Below are 18,327 nucleotides of genomic sequence, written 5' to 3' on the forward strand. Positions count from 1 at the left end.
AGGAAGATATATTTGACTGAAAGTTTTCGCATCACTCGTGGCACACGAACGCCGCCGCGCCGCCCTCGCCGCCCTCTGCGTCTTCGCCGTCGCCGTCGCCGCTACCCTCCTGCCCGCCAGCGGATTCGGGAGTCAACCCGCTGGCGTCGGCGTCGGTGGCGGCGGTGCCGACGCATCGCTCGGTGGCGGAGGCGGTCCCGACGCTGACGTGCAGACGACCGCCGAATCGACCCCGCAACCCGACACGACCACGTCGGACGCCGACTCCGGAGACGGTGGTGACACGACGACCGAGACGACGACCACGACGGCGACCACGACCGCCGCCAGCGGCGGCGACACCGGCGGAGGCGGCGACCTCCTCGGTGCGCTCGTGGGCGTCCCGCTGGCGCTGGTCGGCGTCCTCGGTCTCGTCGGGTTCTGGACCGGCGCGCTCTCTCTGAGTCGGGCCGCCGGACCCCTCCCGTTCACCCTCGTCGTCGGCGATACCCCGCTCGGCGAACTAATCGGTGGCATCCCGACCCGGACCATGACGCTGGTCGTCGGTCTCTCGGCGTCGGTCCCCCGTCTGCTGGACGACGCCGCCGCCCTGTCCCGCGAGGTCGGACGGAGCTTCGGGACCGTCCTCTCGGCCGCCGGACGCGGAACCGCAGACGCCCTGCGAATCGGCGCACGGGGACTCGCCGTGACGTTCACCGCGGTTCCACGGGCGCTCGCGGGTCTCGGTGCCGGAGCGGGCGTCCTCACGAGTCTCGGGAACGTCAGCGTGCCGAGTTTCGGCGGGCGGAGTCGAAGCGAAGACAGCGGAAACTCCGGGGGGACACCGAGAGACGGACCCGAGGACACCTCGCCGCCCTCCGTCGAGGAGGCGTGGCGGACGATGCGCGACCGGGTCGCGGTCCGGAACCGGGACGCCCGGACGCCCGGCGAAGTCGCCCGGGCCGCCGCCCGGCGGGGCTACCCCGACGAGGCGGTCCGCCGCCTCACCGAAGCCTTCCGGGAAGTCCGGTACGGCGACCTGCCGCGAGACGACCGGACCGACTCGGCCCGGTCGGCGCTCGACCGACTCCGCGACTACTGGAGGGGTGAGCAGTGATTCCGCGACTCCTCGGCCGAGCGAGCGCCCGAGTCCAGCAACCCCAGACCCTCGCAGTCGTGGGCGGGGTGTCGCTGGCGTTCGCGCTGGGCGTCGCCTTCCTCCCGTGGCTGTTCCCCCCAGGGGTGTTCCGGCCGATTTCGACCGTGGTCGCCTCGCCCATCTCGATTCTGCTGTTCGGCGTCGCCGCGGGACTGCTCGGTGCGAACGCGTTCCGCGAGAGCGCGACGGGCGCGTCCAGCGGGGACAGTGAGTCCGGCCCGCACGCGGTCGGGTTCGACCGCCGAACGCGAGACCGAGTGCCCGAGCGCGGCTACTACGACGAACATCGGACGACCGGAGAGACGGTCGATTCGGTGCTGGGCGCGAACCCCGACGAGACCGACGACCTCTACGCGCGACGACGGAACGTGCGCGGTCGAATCCGCGAAACCGCGATTTCCGTGGTCGCCGACGCCGAACGCATCGACTCGGAGACCGCCGCCGACCGAATCTCTGCGGGGTCGTGGACCGATGACCCCCGAGCGGCCGCCTTTCTCGGCGGCCGACACCTCGCGCCGCTCCGGACCCGCATCCGGGACTGGGCCAGCGGCGAGCGGTTCGAGCGATGGGCGACTCGCGCCGTCGCCGAGATAGAGACCATCGAAGGCGGTGAAGCGAGCGGGCCAAATATCGACGCCGGGTCTCGCGGTTCGACGACTGCGAGCGGCGACGTCCGCGAGCGGAACCGCGACGCACGACTGGAGGTGGCCGAGCGATGAGTGAAACGGCCCTCGTCGCAGTCCTCATGATGGGCCTCCTCGGAGGCATCTACGTCGCGGCGTTCCGCGTCGCCAACAACAAATCCGAGCGAGAGGAGCGCCGAGCGACGGACGCGGAGACGACCACCGACGACGACACGGCGGACGGCGACGCCGACGAAGTGTCGGCTGCCGGCGGCGAAGACGAACCAACTGACGGTCTTCCGCCCGCCACTAGAATCGGCCCGCAGTGGGACCCGGGCACCACCGTCGCCCTGCTCGCGGGAGCGGGCGGCATCCTCACGAAGAACACGACCGTGTTCCTCGCCGGGGTCGTGGGGTTCGCCTACGCCGCCTACCGGTACGGCACTCGGCCGCCCGACCTCGACGTGTCGGTCGAGCGCGCCATCGCCGAACGGTCGCCCCTGCCGAGCAGCGACGTGGAAATCGCCCTGACGGTGCGAAACGAGGGCGACGAACCGATTTCGGACCTCCGAATCGTGGACGGGGTGCCAGAGCGACTCGGCGTCGTCTCGGGGTCGCCGCGCCACTGCACCAGCCTCCGCCCCGGCGAGGAGGCGACGTTCACCTACGAGGTCCGTGCGCGCCGCGGCACCCACGAGTTCGGCCGGACCGGTCTCGTGGCGCGGAACGTCAGCGGGAGCGCCGAGCGCCGGACCGAGCGGAACGCTCGCGCGCCGGGCGATGCGGCCGACGCCGCGACGACGATTACCTGCGAGACCCGCGCCGACGACGTTCCGCTCCCGGCCGACACCTCGTCCCATCCGGGGCAGGTCACGACCGACTCGGGCGGCGAGGGCGTGGAGTTCTACGCCACGCGCGAGTACCAGTCGTCGGACCCGATGAGCCGAATCGACTGGAAGCGGTACGCCAAGAGCCGCGAACTGACCACTGTCGATTTCCGCGAGACGCGGGCCGCGACCGTGATGGTGGTCGTGGACGCCCGGACGCCCGCGCTCGTCGCACGCCGGGCGGGCGAACCCGACGCCGTGGAACTCGGCGAGTACGCCGCCGAACGACTCGCGGAGGCGTTCGTCCGTCGGAACGACCGCGTCGGTCTCGCGATATTCGGGCCGGACGAGCGGTACCTCGCCCCGGCGGGCGGTGACGAGCAGGTCGCCCGGGTCCGGGCGGAACTCGAATCGACCGCGCCGCCGACCGACCACCTCGAAGGCATCTTCTCCGAGAGGCGTCGGAACCGCGCAAACGAGGACCGGTTCGACACACTCCGGAAGCGGATGCCGGACGCGGCCCAAGTCGTCTTCCTGTCGCCGATGGCCGACGACTACGCCGTCGACGTCGCCGAGCGATTCCGGGCGTACGGCCACGCAGTGACGGTCGTCAGCCCGGACGTGACGGGGTCGGGGACGGTGGGCGGAGCCATCGACCGAATCGAACGCGACGAACGACTTACCGCGCTACGGGGGAGCGTGCGAGTCGTCGATTGGTCGCCCGACGAACCGATTCGTACCGCCGTGTCCGCCGCGACCGCGAGGTGGTCCGGATGACGCGGCGCGAGTGGGCCGAGGACGCCGAGACCGGACTGCTCCCGGAGATTCGGGCCACGCCGTTCAGCGGGACGCTCGCCGTGCTGGTCGCGGTTCTGGCGGGACTCGCGCTCGGGGCCGCCGACGGGAGTCTCAGGTCGGTCCTCGGAACTGCGGCCGGGGCTATCGTTGCCTCGCTCGGGGTCCGGGCCGCGCAGTCGGAGACGAACGCGCGGCGGGCGGTCGGGAGCGTCTGCATCGTCGCGGGTGCGGCCGGGTTCGCGGGCGTCGCACTGCTCGGCGGCGGCGCGGTCGCCCCGCTGGTCGGCGCGGCGGTCGCCGCGGTCACTGTCAACGCGACCATCTCGTTCGACGAGCGAGTCGAGCGGCCCGCCGTCAGGGCCGTCTGGCGCTCGGCGACGGTACTGGCGGTCGGGGCCGTTCTCGGAGTCCTGCTCTACACGGGCGTGTTCGTCGCCCTGTTCCGCGTCGGGACCGACGCCGTCCCGGTCGTCGCGTCGAGCGCGCTCGCCCTGTTGGTCGTGCTTCAAATCGAGTTACTACTGGTCGTGGAGTTAGTCCACGTCGCGGTGCCCGTGCTGGACCGGTGGCTCCCCGAGAGCCGGGACCTCCGGGCCGCGACTGTAGAGCGGTTCGGCTTCCGGGCCGAGGACCTGCCGCGGGCCTACTGGGCCGTCTTCGCGCTACAGGTGATTCTGGCGCTCAGTTCGTGGGGGCCGCGCTGGTTCGGGGCGTTTCTCGACTCGCTGTCGGTCTTCGGGGACGCGGTCGCGCTGCTGTTGTTCTCGGGCGTCTTGCACGTTCCGCTGGCAGCACTCATCGGCTTCCTCGTTTCCGTCCTGCTCGCGCGGGGCCTGCAGGCCGTGTTCGTCGCGTGGGCGGGCAGCGACCCGCCGCAGTCGGTGGCCCACGCCGCGGGCGGAATCGTGACGCTCGTCGCGCCTGCCCTGCTCGCGGTCGCGTTCCCGCAGACCGTCGACGCGCTCGCGGGCCTCGCTGGGCCGGACTGGGCGGAGACTGTCGAAGCGGTCGGTCTGACGGCGACGGTCGCCGGAACGATGTCGGCAACGCTGTTCGTGGTCGCCGCCGCCCGCCGCGTCCTCGCCACGGCGGTCGCGCCGTGGGCTATCACCGACTCGGCGAGCGGGTTCGCGGTGTCCGGCGGGGCGCTGTTCGTCGCGTCGCTGGTCGTGGCCGACGGCGGCGGGTCGGCACTGGCGGTGTTCGCCGGCGTCGCCGCGGCGCTGCTGGTCCACGACCTCGGGACCCACGCGGTGGAACTCGGCGCACAGGTCGGGTCCGAAGCCGAGACGCGCGCCGGTGAGGCGACCCACGCGGTCGGGTCGCTGCTGGTCGGCACCGGCGGAGTCGCGTTCGCTGGACTGACCGCGTTCGTCATGGGGTCGGTCCCGCTCACGCCGCCCGCGTGGCGCGCGAGACTCGCGGTGGCGCTCCTGCTGGTCGCGGTGCTGTGCTTCGCGGTGCTGTTCGAGCGGGGGGAGTAGGAGTCTCCCTCCGGAGTCGTCTGGTTCACCTTGACGGTCGGCCGCGTCTTCGATGCGTGATGGAGAAGACGACGTCACGGAAACGCGTTTCGGAGGTCGCCAGTGGCGACGGTACCGGATTCGTGACCTATCTGTCCGCCTCCAGCACCATCACTTTCACCCGCGCCACGGCGTCGAAGTCCCGGAGGCGGTAGACCAGTTCGCGGACCTCGGAGGCCGGACCCTCACAGAAGGCGGTCTCCATGCACCAGTCGCCGCGGTGGACGTGGTTGGTCGCGGTGATGACCTCGCCGAACTCGTGCTGGACCGCGTGGAGGTCGTGAATCACCGCGTCGTGTTCGTAGTCGTAGGCGAGGACGGCCATCACGTCGCCCTCGGCGGATTCGAGTTCGGCGTGAGACTCGACGTACTCGCGCATGGCCTCGCGGACGGCGCGCGAGCGCGAGTCGAGACCCTCGGCCTGCCACGTCTCGTCGAAGGCCGCGAGTACGTCGTCGGGAACGTTGAGGCTGGTTCGCATGTGGGGGAGTGGGTCGTCGGGGCGGTTGGGTATTTCGTTCGCGGCGAGAGGAACGTCGCTCCCGTAGGAGTCTCTCGGCGTATTACGCGAACCCCGATTCGGTAATAACAACCCGTTTACGGGCGGTTCGCCAACGTCCCGACGCAAATGATACCGGGTGACGCAGTCGGGTTGTTCGCCGGGGCCGTCGCGCTCGGCGTGGCGCACGGCATCGAACCGGGCCACGGATGGCCGGTCGCGGCCAGTTACGCCATGGACCAGTCGAACCAGTGGCTCTACGGCTTCGCGGCGAGTTTCCTCCTCGGGTTCGGCCACCTCGTCAGCAGTATCGCCATGGTGGTCGTCTTCTTCTTCGCCAAGCGCCACTTCGAACTCACTCAAATCAACGAGCCAATCGAACTGCTCGGGGTCCAGTTGGGCGGCCCAGTCGGCATCGTCGCCGGAGTGGTTCTCGTCCTGCTCGGGGTTCGGGAGTACTACCACGGCCACAGCCACTCCCACGGCGGAGGCGGCGACGACCATTCGCACGGTCACGACGGAAGCAGTCACGACCACGGTGACCACTCGCACGGCCACGGCGAGTCCGGGCACAGTCACGACGGCCACGTCGCTCACGACGACCAGCGGTATCACGTCGCTGATAACGCAACTGCATACCGGATGGACAAATCCGAGGCTGGTCGAGACGCAGACGACCATTCGCACGACCACGGCCATTCGCACGACCACGACCATCCGGAGCCAGAGGAACCCGGCCTTCTCGGCAGCATCAAACTGGCTATTCCCTTCGTCGGGGGACACAGCCACGGGTCGGCGGACGACGCCGCCGAGCGCGGCCTGTGGGGAATCGCGGGGTTCGCCTTCGTCCTCGGGTTCGCCCACGAGGAGGAGTTCGAGATTATCGCGATGTGCGCCGGGTCGGACTACTGCCTCTCGCTGATGACCGTCTACGCGCTGACGGTCATTCTCGGCATCGTGGCGCTCACGCTCCTGCTCGTCGCAGGCTACCAGCACTACGAGGAGCGCGTCGAGCGGTACACCGACTACCTCCCGGCGTTCTCGGCGGCCGTGCTGATACTGATGGGTCTCGGATTCGTGACGGGACTGTTCTGAGGCGCAGTCCCGTTCTCTCCTGCGTCGGGAGATTGTCGAGTGAAGTCGCCTCTCGCTGCTCGAATCGAGAGGTGACTGAACCGCGACTGGCCGATAGTATTCGTACTGCACTGCTCCAGCGCAGCGATGACGGCCTAGAATCTAGTGAGGGTCAGTCCTTGAACAACTGAGAACCGCACTACACGTACGGCACCGCCGTCAGCGGTTAACTGGCGCTCCGGCGGGCGGCCAGCCGAATCAGATACCAGATGGCGACCCCGGCCAGTAGTCCGACGAGAATCGGCGTCGGTTCCAGTCCGCCGTGACCGGCGTGAAGCGGCAGGAGCGACATGTGGGGACGTACGGTCGGGGCGATAGTCAATATTTCTGTCTCGGTCGGGAGTGGGCGGAGTCGGACTCAACGACGACCGACGTCCTCCTGGAACAGTCACCGCGCTCGCAGACGCGTCGAGAGCCAGCGGACGGTCCGCCAGAGACCCGCGACGGCGAACGCGACGAGCAGGAACGACCACCACGGCGTGCCGGGAACGTGGAGCGGGAGGAACTGCACGAGAGCGAAGTCGAGTCGTCTGAACGTCAACCTTTCCGTAGAAGAGAACGGGCCACTACCGTAGGAACCCGAGCAGTTCGTAGTCGTGGTCCGGCGTGTACCGCCGAAGCGGAAAAGCCGCTTCGAGGTACACGCCTCCTCGGACTACCGCCACCGATAGAGGAGGCGATAGTCCTCGTCCGGCGTGTACCTGCGAAACAGCATGCTGTTAGTGAGGACGCTCACGCTGGAGAACGCCATCGCGCCCGCCGCCAGCACGGGTTGGAGCAGGCCGAGGCTGGCCAGCGGAATCATCGCGGTGTTGTAGCCCAGCGCCCAGAAGAGGTTCTGCTTTATCTTGGCGAGGGTCCCCTCCGAGACGCGGATGGCCTTCAGCACGTCGGCCGGGTCGTCGCGCATCAGCGTCACGTCGGCGGCCTCGATGGCCACGTCGGTCCCCGACCCGATGGCCGCGCCGACGTAGGCCGCGGCCAGCGCGGGCGCGTCGTTCACGCCGTCGCCGACCATCATCGCCTCGCGGCCCGCCGACTGGATGGACTCGACCGCGTCGGCCTTGTCCTCGGGCAGTACCTCCGCGCGGACGTTGTCGGGGTCGATACCGACCTGCTCGGCGACGGCGCGGGCGGTGCGCTCGTTGTCGCCGGTAATCATCATGACCTCGCGGCCCGACTCGCGGAGGTCGGCGACCGCCGCTCTGGCGCTCTCCTTGACGGTGTCGGCGTCCGCCACCACACCGACTAACTCGCCACCGACTGCAACGAGCATTGCGGTCTTGCCCTCGCGTTCGAGGCGCTCCATGGTCTCTTCGGCGCGCGAGACGTCGATGCCCCGGTCCGTCAGCAGTTTCCGGTTGCCGACTAAGACCTCGCCGTGAGAGGTCTCGGCTTCGACGCCGTGACCGGGAACGTTCTCGAAGTCCGTGGGGTCCTCGACAGTGATGCCACGGTCGCGCGCGCCCTCGACGATGGCCTCCGCGAGGGGATGTTCGCTCCCCTTCTCGGCGCTCGCGGCGGCCGAGAGGACGAACTCCTCGTCGGGTTCTTCTCGGGCCACTGCGCCACCGTCCGAAGCGGTATCGACCTCGGCACCGCCGTCCGCCCGAGGACCGAGCGCAACCACGTCGGTCAGGCGCATCTCGCCCTCGGTCAGGGTACCGGTCTTGTCGAAGACCACGGTGTCCACGTCGCGGACGCGTTCGAGGACGTCACCGCCCTTGAACAGCACGCCGTTCTGCGCGCCGATGGAAGTACCGACCATCGTCGCGGCCGGAGTCGCGAGTCCGAGCGCGCAGGGACAGGCGATGAGGACCGCGGAGGCGAACACGACCACCGCGAACTCGAACGTCGAGACGGTTCCCCCGGCCGCTATCGGACCGCCCGCGACGAGTCCCCAGAGCGGGAGCGACTGGACGAACCCGGCCAGCGCCTCGGGGAACAGGAACCAGAGCGTCCCCCACAGCAGGGCGTTCGTGATGACCGCGGGCACGAAGTACGCCGAGATGCGGTCGGCCACCTGCTGAATCTCCGGCTGGCGGCTCTGGGCCTCCTTGACCAACTGGACTATCTGCTGGAGGGCGGTCTCCGACCCGACCTTGGTGGCCTCGACGCGGAGGACGCCGTTCTCGTTGACGGTGGCCCCGACCACCTCGTCGCCGGGCGACTTCTCGACGGGGACCGACTCGCCCGTGACCATCGACTCGTCCACCGCGCTGTCGCCCTCGCGGACGACGCCGTCGGTCGGAATCTTCTCGCCGGGCCGGACGACCATCAGGTCGCCGACGTCCACGTCCTCGACCGGGACGTCCTTCTCCTCGCCGTCCTCGACGATGGTGGCCGTATCGGCCTCCATCTCCAGCAGTTTCCGGAGGGCGTCGCTGGCTTGGCCCTTCGACCGGGCTTCGAGGTAGTTGCCCAGCGTGATGAACACGAGGATGAGCGCGGCGGTGTCGAAGTAGAGGCTCCCCGTGAACCCGAGCAGGACCGCCACGCTGTAGACGTACGCGGTCGAGGACCCGAGCGCGATGAGCACGTCCATGTTCGCGGTCCGGTTCCTGACAACCGCGTTGTACGAGTTCTCGTAGAACTCCTTGCCGAGGAAGAACTGGACGGGCGTCGCCAGACCGAACATGAGCCACTCGAGCGGAACGCCGAGGATGGCGTCGCCCAGCAGGAAGTCGAACAGGTAGTGTTCGAGCAGGAAGAACACCAGCGGGGCCGAGAGGACCGCGCCGAGAATCGTCAGGTTGCGCTGGCGTCGAATCTCGGCGTCGCGAGCGTCCTCGCGTCTGTCGCCCGCGGTCTGGCCGTCCTCGTCGGACTCGTTCTCGCGGATGGGTTCGTAGCCCGCCCGCTCGATGGCGTTGTAGAGGTCCTCCAAGTCGGCGTCGTTGGGGTTGTACCGGACCGTCCCCTCGTCGGTGGCGTAGTTGACCTCGGCGTCCACGACGCCCGGCGTCTCTTCGAGCGCCTCCTCGTTCGCCTCCGAGCAGTTCGCGCAGGACATCCCGGTGATGCCGATGGTCACCTGCTGGGCGACCGGGTCGTAGCCAGCGTCTTCGATGGCCCGGTAAATATCGGCGAGCGAGACGACCTCCGGGTCGTACTCGACGGTGCCCTCGTCGGTGGCGAAGTTGACGTTCGCCGACTCGACGCCCGCCAACTCGCTCAGGGCGTCCTCGACCGTGCCCGAGCAGTTGGCGCAACTCATGCCTCGTACGTCGAGGTGTGCGGTTCGCGCCATAGTTTCCTCCTTGATAGAAGGTAGGGGACCCACGTTAATGCGGTTTGTGCCTTATCAATCGAATGTCTGTGTGTCGTTTGTTTTACTGACTGGAGCAGTTAAGAGCGAGTATCTTAGTTTCAAAACTGTCGGGGAGGGTCGGCTGTTTCGGTGTCAGCGAAATCGAGTGCACGCCCTCGATATCGAGGACGGCGACGCGGGCTGGCCTCCGAAACTCGTCAGGCCCGCACGTCGATGACCTCGTACCGCACGTTCTGTTCGCGGAGCGCGTCGGTGTGAGCGGTGAGTTCGTCCGTCACCGCGACGAGGAGAACGTCGAGACCCTTCGTGGCGGCCTCCCGGACCGCCTCGACGGTCCCGAATCGAACGTCGGGGTCGAGTTCCGCGGTTCGGGCCGCGGCCAGCGCCTCGGTCCCCGCGACCGCGAGCAGGTCGTGGGAAGCGGCGCAGTCGGCGACCACGTCGGACTCGACCGCGTCGCTTCCGCCCTCCCGGACCGCCGGAACCGAAATCGCGGTGACCTTCCCGAGGTCGTAGTCGAGGACGCCCTCGAAGTCGGTGACGCCCACGTCGGTCCCCTCGTCGGCGTCCGTGACCGCAACCGCGGTTGTACTCCCCGACCGACCGGGGGTCGCGTGGAGTGCGCCCTCGCGCATCGACAGCGACACGGCGTCGCCCTCGGACACGTCGGCGGCGGCGATGGCGGTTTCGACTTCGACCCCGCCGACGATGTCGTCCGAAACGTGCCGGACGAACTCCCGGAGTTCGTCGGTCCGGCAGATGAGCCAGTCCACGCCCTGTTTGGTCACTTCGTACCGACCCCGGCCGTGCTTCCGGACGTACTCCTGTTCGACGAGGTCCCGGAGGTAGTTGCTGACCGCCTGCGAAGTGACGCCGATGGCGTCGGCGATTTCGCGCTGACTCACCGCTGGCTGACGTTCCGCGATTTCGGCGAGTATCTGGTACCGCGTGGCGTCTCGCTTGCTGCGAAGCACGTTTCCGTCCTCGCCCTCCGAACGCTCCGACATGGTCCCGGCTTCGGATTGGAAGTGAAAGTATCTTTGCTTTAGTTCCGGTCCATTTTCGCTATCCGCGCCGATATCGGCCGTTCCTGAAACCAGACTTTCCCTAATACAACCAAAATTGTTTTATTCCCAGTCGAGGTTGTATTCGGTGATGGCGAGGATTGCGCTCCCACGAGACGCGAAAGCAGGCCCGACGAAATCCGAGGTTCGGGCCGTGTTACTGGGCAAACTCGACCTGAATCCCGACGACCACTTCGTCGAGGTAGGGTCCTGCACGGGTGCCGTCACCGTCGAGGCGGCGCGACGGGCCGGACGGGTCACTGCCCTCGAACGGAAGGCGGACCGACTCGAAGTCACCCGCGAGAACCTCGCGGCCAACGATATCGAGACCGACGACACCGCGACCGACGACACGTCCGCGACGGTGGAGTTACGCGAGACCGAGGCCCCCGACGGAATCCCCGAGGACGCCGACGCGCTGTTCATCGGCGGGAGTCGGAACTACGAGGCGGTACTCGACCGCGCGGTCGAGACGGGCGTCGAGCGAGTGGTCATGAACGTCTCGCGGTTGGAGGTCGCCGGGCGGGCGGTCGAGGCGTTCCGCGAGCGCGACCTACTGGACGAAGTCGTCCAGTTTCAGGTGAGTCACGGGTACGAACTCGCCGGGGCGACGAGTTTCGACTCGCAGAACCCCGTCTACATGCTCGTCGGCGGCACCGACTCCGGCGAGACGACGCCGGAGACCGAGGAGGTGTCGGCGTGACCCTCTACGGCGTCGGACTCGGACCGGGCGAGGCAGACCTCGTGACGGTCCGGGGCCAGCGCGTCCTCGAGACCGCCGACGTGGTCTACTCGCCGGGGCGACTCTCCCGGACCGTGGCGACCCACCACGTCCCCGAGTCGAAGGTCGGCGACCTCGACTTCCCGATGACACGCGACCCGGAGACGCTGCGGACCGCGTGGAAGGAGGCCGCCGACGAAATCGCCCCTCAAGCGCGGGAGGGCGACGCCGCGTTCGTCACGCTGGGCGACCCCAACGTCTACTCGACGTTCGGCCACCTCCGGCGGACGATGGACGCCTTCCACCCCAACGTGGACCTCGAAATCGTCCCCGGCGTGAGCGCGGTCACCGCGTTCACCACCGCGCTGGACGTGGAAATCGACGCCGGGGCGGGACTCGCGCTGCGGGAGGCGTCCGGCGGCGCGTCCCCGACCGGTCCCGACAGGATGGTGCTGTTCAAGGTGACCGACGCGCCCGCGACCCACGAGGGTCTCGACGCCGCGGGCTACGACGTGACCTACGGCCGCCGCCTCTACATGGAGCAGGGCGAGACGGCCGTGACCGGCGACCCCGAAGAGGTCGCCGAGCGCGACTACTACACCCTCGCCTACGCCGAGAAACGAGGTATCGAGAAGGACCGCGCGACGGCGAAGTTCGACGTGGACGACGGTGCGGAGGCGGGAGAGGACGGCGGAGCAGAGGCCGGAGAGACCGACGGTCCGACTGCGGAGACCGAGGAGGGGTCGGCGTGACCGACTCCCCGAGCGATACGGACGCCAAGACCGCAACCGACCCACAGACCGCCATCGACGCCCAGACCGAGGGCCGGAGGCGGGAACGCGACGACCGCGTCTACGACCACACTGCGGGCGACGTGCAGGAGGGCGTCCCCTTCATCGGCGCGGGACCGGGCGACCCCGGCCTGCTCACGGTGACCGGGAAGGGGCTCGTCGAGGCCGCCGACCTCGTGGTCCACGCGGGGTCGCTGGTCAACAGCGAACTCTTAGAGGAGTACTGCGCCGACGCGGAACTGGTCAACTCGGTCGGCAAGGACCTCGAAGAACTGGTTCCGCTGATGCGGGACGCGTACGAGGAGGGCCGCGACGTGGTGCGACTCCACAGCGGCGACCCCGCTATCTACGGCGCGGCGCTCGAACAGATGGACGCGCTGGAACACGAGGGCGTGCCGACCTACTTCGTGCCGGGCGTCACCTCGGCGTTCGCCGCGAGCGCGACCCTGCGGACCCAACTCACGCTCAACGAGACCGCGAACCACGTCGCGTTCACCCGGCCGCAGGGCAAGACGCTGGACCCCGAGGACGACCACATCTCCGAGTTCGTGGAGATGGGCGACGTGACGACCTGCATCTACCTCGGGACCCACGCGGTCGGCGACACGATGGACCGCCTGCTGGCGGAGGGCCACGACCCCGAGACGCCCGTCACGGTCGTCTACCACGCCTCGTGGCCCGACGAGGAGATTATCGAGGGCACCATCGAGACCATCGGCGAGCGACTCGACGACGCCGGATACCGGGCCTCGGCGATGGTCATCATCGGGCAGGCGGGCACCGGTGCGGGTTACGAGCGGTCGTACCTCTACGGCGACTGGGCGAACCGCGGACCGAACGACGGCGAGACGGAGGCAGACGATTGATATGAGCACTGACAACGATACCAACAGTTCCGACGGAAGCCACTGCAGCACGCCGGATTCGGACGGCGAAGTGGCAGAGGAGATAGCGATAATCAGTTTTGAGCGAAAACTCGACACCGCCGAGGAGATAGTCGAGGGCATCGGCGACCGATACGACACTATCGACATCATCGAGTACCACGGCGACGTGTTCGAGGAGTACTGGGGCGAGTACGACTGCTTCGTCGGGTTGATGGCCAGCGGCATCGCCATGCGCAAGACCGCCCACCTGCTCGACGACAAGTGGGACGACCCCGCCATCTGCGTCGTGGACGAGGAACTGACGTGGGCCATCCCCATCACGGGCGGCCACCACGGCGCGAATCAGGTCGCCGACGACCTCGCCACGATGGGCGCGGTGCCCGCGATGACGACCGCCTCGGAGGCCGCCGACAAGCAGGGCGTCGAGAAGCAGGCCAAGGCGCTGGACGCCCACGTCGTCAACGGCGACTCGACGGTCGCGACCAACCTCGCGGTGCTGGACGACGAACTCGGCCCCGTCGAGCGACTCGACGGGCCGAAGGCGGTCCTCGTTGGCGACGACGTGACGGTCCTCAAGCGTAACGGGGAAGAGGGCGTCGTCCTCGGGACCGGGAGCGTCTCCGGCGCGACCGAAGACCAGTTCGTCTCGGCGTGGGAGCAGGCCCTCGAATCGACCGAGTACGACCTCGGCGACGTGGAGTTCGTCGCCACCGCGACCCGCAAGGAGGACGAGGAGGGCCTGCTCGCGGCGGCCGAGGCGCTGGACCTCGGCGTGGTCGCCTTCGAGAAGGAGACGCTGGAGGAGTTCGAGGGACCCTCCCCGTCCAAGTCCAAGGAACTCATCGGGTGGCCCGGCATCTCCGAGGCATCGGCCATCGCTGGCGGACGCAACCACGAACTCGAAGCCGAGAAGACGCGGTACGACGACGCCGTGACCGTGGCGGTGGGGCGGTAGCATGGCGGGCGACCGAGCGACTGACGACACCGGGGGAGCGACCGACGACGGCGAGGGGACCGGCACCCTCTACGTCGTCGGCATCGGACCCGGCCTGCCCCACGCGATGACCCAAGAGGCGAAGGACGTCATTTCGACCGCCGACTGCGTGGTCGCCTCGAACCTGTATCAGGAGTTCCTGCGGAAGGACGGCACCATTCCCCCGGAGACGGCGACGGACGGCGGAGTCGCGACCAAGTCCGACGGGAGCGAGCAGGAAATCGTCCGCTCCTCGATGGGCCAGCAGGTCGAACTCGCACGCGAGGCGTTCGAGCGCGTCCGCGACGGGCAGGACGTGGCCCACGTCTCGGGCGGCGACCCGAACGTGTACGGCAAGAGCGACCTCGTGTTCACGATGGCCGAGGAGGAGGACGCCACCGACGTTCCCATCGAAATCGTGCCGGGCGTCACGGCGGCGCTCGGCGGAGCGGCCAACCTCGGCGCGCCGCTCAGCAACGACTTCTGCACGGTCTCGCTGTCGGACAAGTGGCGAGGCTGGGACGAAATCGAGGAGAAGCTACGGGCGGCCGCCATCAGCGGCTTCGTCATCGTCCTCTACAACTGCTGGCGCGACTACGAGCGCGCAATCGAGGTCGTCCGCGAGGAGCGGGCCGACCACGTGCCGGTCGGCATCTTCAACGACGCGGGCCGGGGCGAGTCCGGGCGGAACCTCGACGACGAGACCCACACCATCACGACGCTCGGCGAAGCGACCGACCACGACGAGAAGGTCGGCGGAATGGGCACCTCCATCCTCGTCGGCAACCACGAGACGAAGGTGTGGAGCAACGACGACCGAGACTTCCTCGTCACCCCGCGCGGCGGGCGTGACGTAGACGACTTCTGAACCATGAGTACGGATAATACTGAATCGAAGTGTGGCGCATCGACCGGCGAATCGAGTACCGAGACGGAAACGGCCGAATCGAAGTGCGGCGCTAGCGAGGCGCGTAGCGCCTCGAACGCAAGCGGCGAAGCCGCGAGCGCGACCAAGACCGAGACGAGTTCCGAATCGAAGTGCGGCGCGTCGAGCAGTTCGTCGTCTTCGAGTTCGAAGTGCGGTGCGAGTAGCGACGACGACGAGCAGGAGGTCGGTTCGACCGTCGAGGACTTCGACGGCGACCCCGGCCGCCTCGTGGCGGTGGGTCTCGGACCCGGCGAGGCCGAGGGGATGACCACTCGCGCGAAGACCGCGCTCGCGGAGGTCGAGCAAATCGTCGGCTACACGACCTACGTGGACCTCCTGCCCGACGACATCACCGACGACGCCGAGGACATCTACTCGACGCCGATGTGCGGCGAGGTGTCCCGGACCGAGGAAGCCATCGACCGGGCGCTGGCGGGCAACGACGTGGCCATCATCGGGAGCGGCGACCCCAACGTCTACGCGCTGGCGGGCCTCGCGCTCGAAATCCTCGAATCCAAGGGCGGGACGGCCTCGATGGTCGATTTCGAGGTCGTGCCCGGCGTCCCGGCCGCCCAGTCGTGCGCGGCGCGGGTCGGCGCGCCGCTGGTCAACGACACCGTGAGCATCAGCCTCTCGGACCACCTCACCGACATGCCGACCATCGAGTCGCGGCTTCACGCCACCGCGAAGGAGGGGTTCACCATCGCCATCTACAACCCGTGGAGTCGCAAGCGCCGGGAGAACTTCGAGAAGTGCTGCGAGATTCTGCTGGAACACCGCGACGCGGACACCCCTGTCGGCGTCGTCCACGGCGCGGGCAGAGACGACGAGCAGGTCGAAATCACCACGCTCGGCGACCTCCCGGAACTCGGCGAGACCGACCTGATAGACATGACGACCACCCTCCTCGTCGGCAACGAGGAGACGTACGTGTGGGACGACCGGATGGTCACCCCGCGCGGGTACGAGACCAAGTACGACTACTGATGTACAGAGTGACCATCGACACCGACGCGTGCGACGGTATCTTCGCGTGCCTGACCCGCGACGACCGGTTCGCCGAGGGCGAGGACGGTCTCGCGACCATCGAGGCGGACGGGGAGAACGTCCGCCGGGAAGACGGCCGCGTCGTCGCGGAGTTCGACGACGACCGGCGCGCGGACGCCGAGCAGGCCGCCGCGGCCTGTCCCCCGAGCGCGATTCGCGTCGAGACCGTGGGCGAAGCGGGAGGTGGCGGGAATGAGTGACGCCGAGGTCGGCGCGAGCGCGCCCGACGACGTGCTGGCGAGCCACCCGGAACTGGCCTACTTCTGGGGCCGGGTCGCCGGGAACGGCGACGTGACACGGGACGCCGTTGAGGTGAGAACCAGCGACGAGACCGCGGCCCGACGACTGGCCGCTATCGCCGGGGCCGAGCGCGTGGACCACCGCATCTCCGAGCGCGACTACGCGCACGACACCGCCGTCACCCGGACAGAGGACGAGTTCACGGTACAGGTCGTCGGACGCACGCTCGCCGACCGCGCGAGCGCCGCCCTCGGTCTCCCGGTCGAAGACCAACCCGGCGGCTACCGGTTCGGCGCGTTCGCCGACCACGACCGCCAACTGCTCCGGGGACTCTCGGAGGGATGCGGCACCATCTGCCTCAAGAGTTCCAGCGGGACCGTCGGAATCTCGTTCGTCCACGATGACCGGACGCTGGTGGAGACCGTTCGGGGTCTCGTCGAGCGTTCGGAGCCGGACGCCCCCCACCGGCGAGGTGGCCGAAGCCTCGTCGGGGCGGTACTGGTTCGGCGTGGACGACGACGCCGCGGGCCGATTCGGGGAATGGCTCTACGAGGGAACCGAGGAATCGGGGCTGTTCTCGCCGTCCCGGCGGCGGAAACTGCGGAAGAGCCTCGAACGGGCCGAGGGATGAGTCGCGCTAAAGGGACCGCGACGGAGTTCGCGGGCGAGGCCGTCCTGCTGGTCGGCCACGGGTCCCGGCGCGAGAAATCTAACGAGCAGGTTCGCGAACTCGCGGCCGCGCTGGAGGAGCGCATCGGCGTGGCGGTCGATGCGGCGTTCCTCGAACTCGCGGAGCCGTCGATACCGGATGCGATAGACGCCCTCGCGCCCGCCGTCGAGGAGGTGTCGGTCGTCCAGTTGTCGCTGTTCGCCGCCAGTCACGTCAAGAACGACGTGCCGCTGGCGGTGGAGCAGGCCCGCCGGGACCACCCCGAGACGACGTTCGACGTCGGGTCGCACCTCGGGGTCCACCCGGCGCTGCTCGACCTGTTGGACGACCGGGCGGCCGAAGTCGAAGCGGAACTCGGCGTGGACCGCGAGGACGACGACGTGGCGGTCGCGCTCTGCGCCCGCGGGTCCAGCGACCCCGACGCCAACGCCGACGTGCACAAACTCGCTCGCCTGCTCTACGAGGGCCGGGAGTTCTCGTCGGTGGAAGCGACGTTCATCGGCGTCACGGAACCGACGCTCGACGAGACGCTCCACGGCGTCGCCAAGGAGCGACCCGACGCCGTGGTCGCGCTGCCGTACATGCTCGGCGACGGGGTGCTGACCCAGCGGGTCCGCGACTGGACCGACGAGTTCGCCGAGGAGTACCCCTACGTCGACGCCGCGGCGGGCGACCCGCTCGGGACCGACTCGCGCCTGCTCGACGTGCTGGCCGACCGCTGGCAGGAGGCCCGGACCGGCAGCGTGGAGATGTCCTGTGACACCTGCAAGTACAAGGTCGAACTCGACGGCTACGAGGAAGACCAAGGCGGTGCGCGGGCGATGCTCCGGGCGCTGACCCATCAGGAGACCCACGCCGACCGCGAGGACGTGGACGACGACCCGCACGTCCACGACGCGCCGGACAAGCACGTCGCGGTCTGCACGAACCAGACCTGCGCCGCGGACGGGTCGGCCGCCGTGCTGGAACGCCTGCGACAGGAAGTACGCGACTCCGAGGAGGCCGACGCCCGCATCACCCGGTCGTCGTGTCTCGGCCAGTGCGGCGAAGGCCCGATGGTCGCCGTCTACCCCGACGGCGTCTGGTACGGCGGCGTCGGCGAGGACGACGCCGAGCGAATCGTCTCGTCCCACCTCGACAGGGACCGCATCGTGAGCGACATCGTGGACCAGACGCTCTGAAAACGGATTCCG

The 18,327-nt window shown here is 68.7% G+C and carries 18 protein-coding genes and 1 pseudogene; 14 read left to right on the forward strand and 5 right to left on the reverse strand.

Annotated features, from left to right (window positions below; translation table 11 throughout):
• The first annotated feature begins 37 nt into the window (after positions 1-37).
• The 4 genes from FXF75_RS23380 to FXF75_RS16095 are packed head-to-tail and all read left to right on the forward strand — an operon-like array spanning position 38 to position 4,870.
• Positions 38-1,096, forward strand: coding sequence for a DUF4129 domain-containing protein (locus FXF75_RS23380; protein ID WP_163522868.1), 1,059 nt, complete (start codon positions 38-40; stop codon positions 1,094-1,096).
• Positions 1,093-1,857: a hypothetical protein gene (locus tag FXF75_RS16085; protein WP_163522869.1), complete on the forward strand. Its 765-nt coding sequence runs from the start codon at positions 1,093-1,095 to the stop codon at positions 1,855-1,857. The genes FXF75_RS23380 and FXF75_RS16085 overlap by 4 nt, the downstream gene beginning before the upstream one ends.
• The gene (locus FXF75_RS16090; protein ID WP_240334715.1) at positions 1,854-3,365 is read left to right on the forward strand and encodes a DUF58 domain-containing protein; all 1,512 of its coding nucleotides are present in this window, start codon (positions 1,854-1,856) and stop codon (positions 3,363-3,365) included. Before FXF75_RS16085 ends, FXF75_RS16090 begins: the two co-directional genes overlap by 4 nt.
• Positions 3,362-4,870, forward strand: coding sequence for a hypothetical protein (locus tag FXF75_RS16095; RefSeq protein WP_163522870.1), 1,509 nt, complete (start codon positions 3,362-3,364; stop codon positions 4,868-4,870). The genes FXF75_RS16090 and FXF75_RS16095 overlap by 4 nt, the downstream gene beginning before the upstream one ends.
• 127 nt (positions 4,871-4,997) lie before the next feature.
• Here FXF75_RS16095 and FXF75_RS16100 read toward each other — a convergent pair whose 3' ends face one another.
• Positions 4,998-5,390: a CopG family ribbon-helix-helix protein gene (locus tag FXF75_RS16100; RefSeq protein WP_163522871.1), complete on the reverse strand. Its 393-nt coding sequence runs from the start codon at positions 5,388-5,390 to the stop codon at positions 4,998-5,000.
• A 147-nt stretch (positions 5,391-5,537) separates the two neighbouring features.
• On the opposite strand from FXF75_RS16100, the gene FXF75_RS16105 reads away from it, so the two are divergent.
• Positions 5,538-6,503 (forward strand): hypothetical protein, encoded by a 966-nt coding sequence (locus tag FXF75_RS16105; protein ID WP_163522872.1) that lies wholly within the window; start codon positions 5,538-5,540, stop codon positions 6,501-6,503.
• A gap of 205 nt (positions 6,504-6,708) precedes the next feature.
• Here the strand turns inward: FXF75_RS16105 and FXF75_RS23150 are convergent, their stop codons facing one another.
• From FXF75_RS23150 to FXF75_RS16115, 4 genes are all read right to left on the reverse strand, one after another.
• Positions 6,709-6,834 (reverse strand): hypothetical protein, encoded by a 126-nt coding sequence (locus FXF75_RS23150; RefSeq protein WP_275897425.1) that lies wholly within the window; start codon positions 6,832-6,834, stop codon positions 6,709-6,711.
• Between the two features lie 96 nt (positions 6,835-6,930).
• Entirely contained in the window at positions 6,931-7,053 is a 123-nt protein-coding gene (locus FXF75_RS23155; protein WP_275897426.1) for a hypothetical protein, read from the reverse strand.
• Positions 7,054-7,197: 144 nt separating this feature from the next.
• Positions 7,198-9,792, reverse strand: a complete 2,595-nt coding sequence (locus FXF75_RS16110) for a heavy metal translocating P-type ATPase (protein WP_163522873.1) — start codon at positions 9,790-9,792, stop codon at positions 7,198-7,200.
• 218 nt (positions 9,793-10,010) lie between these two features.
• Positions 10,011-10,820, reverse strand: a complete 810-nt coding sequence (locus FXF75_RS16115) for a MarR family transcriptional regulator (protein ID WP_163522874.1) — start codon at positions 10,818-10,820, stop codon at positions 10,011-10,013.
• Between the two features lie 148 nt (positions 10,821-10,968).
• Here FXF75_RS16115 and cbiT point away from each other — a divergent pair, with 148 nt between their 5' ends.
• The 9 genes and pseudogenes from cbiT to FXF75_RS16160 all read left to right on the forward strand — a co-directional run bounded on the left by cbiT (position 10,969) and on the right by FXF75_RS16160 (position 18,315).
• A complete protein-coding gene (gene cbiT, locus FXF75_RS16120; protein WP_163522875.1) occupies positions 10,969-11,580 on the forward strand; it encodes a precorrin-6Y C5,15-methyltransferase (decarboxylating) subunit CbiT in 612 nt (203 codons plus the stop codon).
• Complete coding sequence (locus FXF75_RS16125; RefSeq protein WP_163522876.1) at positions 11,577-12,350, forward strand: cobalt-factor II C(20)-methyltransferase; 774 nt, start codon at positions 11,577-11,579, stop codon at positions 12,348-12,350. Before cbiT ends, FXF75_RS16125 begins: the two co-directional genes overlap by 4 nt.
• A complete protein-coding gene (locus FXF75_RS16130) occupies positions 12,347-13,255 on the forward strand; it encodes a cobalt-precorrin-4/precorrin-4 C(11)-methyltransferase (protein WP_163522877.1) in 909 nt (302 codons plus the stop codon). Before FXF75_RS16125 ends, FXF75_RS16130 begins: the two co-directional genes overlap by 4 nt.
• A 1-nt stretch (position 13,256) precedes the next feature.
• Positions 13,257-14,231: a cobalt-precorrin 5A hydrolase gene (gene cbiG / locus FXF75_RS16135; RefSeq protein WP_163522878.1), complete on the forward strand. Its 975-nt coding sequence runs from the start codon at positions 13,257-13,259 to the stop codon at positions 14,229-14,231.
• A 1-nt stretch (position 14,232) separates the two neighbouring features.
• Positions 14,233-15,117, forward strand: coding sequence for a precorrin-3B C(17)-methyltransferase (locus tag FXF75_RS16140; protein ID WP_163522879.1), 885 nt, complete (start codon positions 14,233-14,235; stop codon positions 15,115-15,117).
• A 3-nt stretch (positions 15,118-15,120) separates the two neighbouring features.
• Positions 15,121-16,164, forward strand: coding sequence for a precorrin-3B C(17)-methyltransferase (gene cobJ / locus FXF75_RS16145; RefSeq protein WP_163522880.1), 1,044 nt, complete (start codon positions 15,121-15,123; stop codon positions 16,162-16,164).
• Positions 16,164-16,424 carry a ferredoxin gene (locus tag FXF75_RS16150; protein WP_163522881.1) on the forward strand — a complete coding sequence of 87 codons (261 nt, stop codon included), beginning with the start codon at positions 16,164-16,166 and terminating at the stop codon, positions 16,422-16,424. Before cobJ ends, FXF75_RS16150 begins: the two co-directional genes overlap by 1 nt.
• A pseudogene (locus FXF75_RS16155) lies at positions 16,417-17,095 on the forward strand (cobalamin biosynthesis protein). The gene FXF75_RS16150 and the pseudogene FXF75_RS16155 overlap by 8 nt, the downstream one beginning before the upstream one ends.
• Positions 17,092-18,315 (forward strand): CbiX/SirB N-terminal domain-containing protein, encoded by a 1,224-nt coding sequence (locus FXF75_RS16160; RefSeq protein ID WP_163522882.1) that lies wholly within the window; start codon positions 17,092-17,094, stop codon positions 18,313-18,315. The pseudogene FXF75_RS16155 and the gene FXF75_RS16160 overlap by 4 nt, the downstream one beginning before the upstream one ends.
• Positions 18,316-18,327: the final 12 nt, after the last annotated feature.

Source organism: Halorussus sp. MSC15.2, assembly GCF_010747475.1.
GTDB lineage: Archaea > Halobacteriota > Halobacteria > Halobacteriales > Haladaptataceae > Halorussus.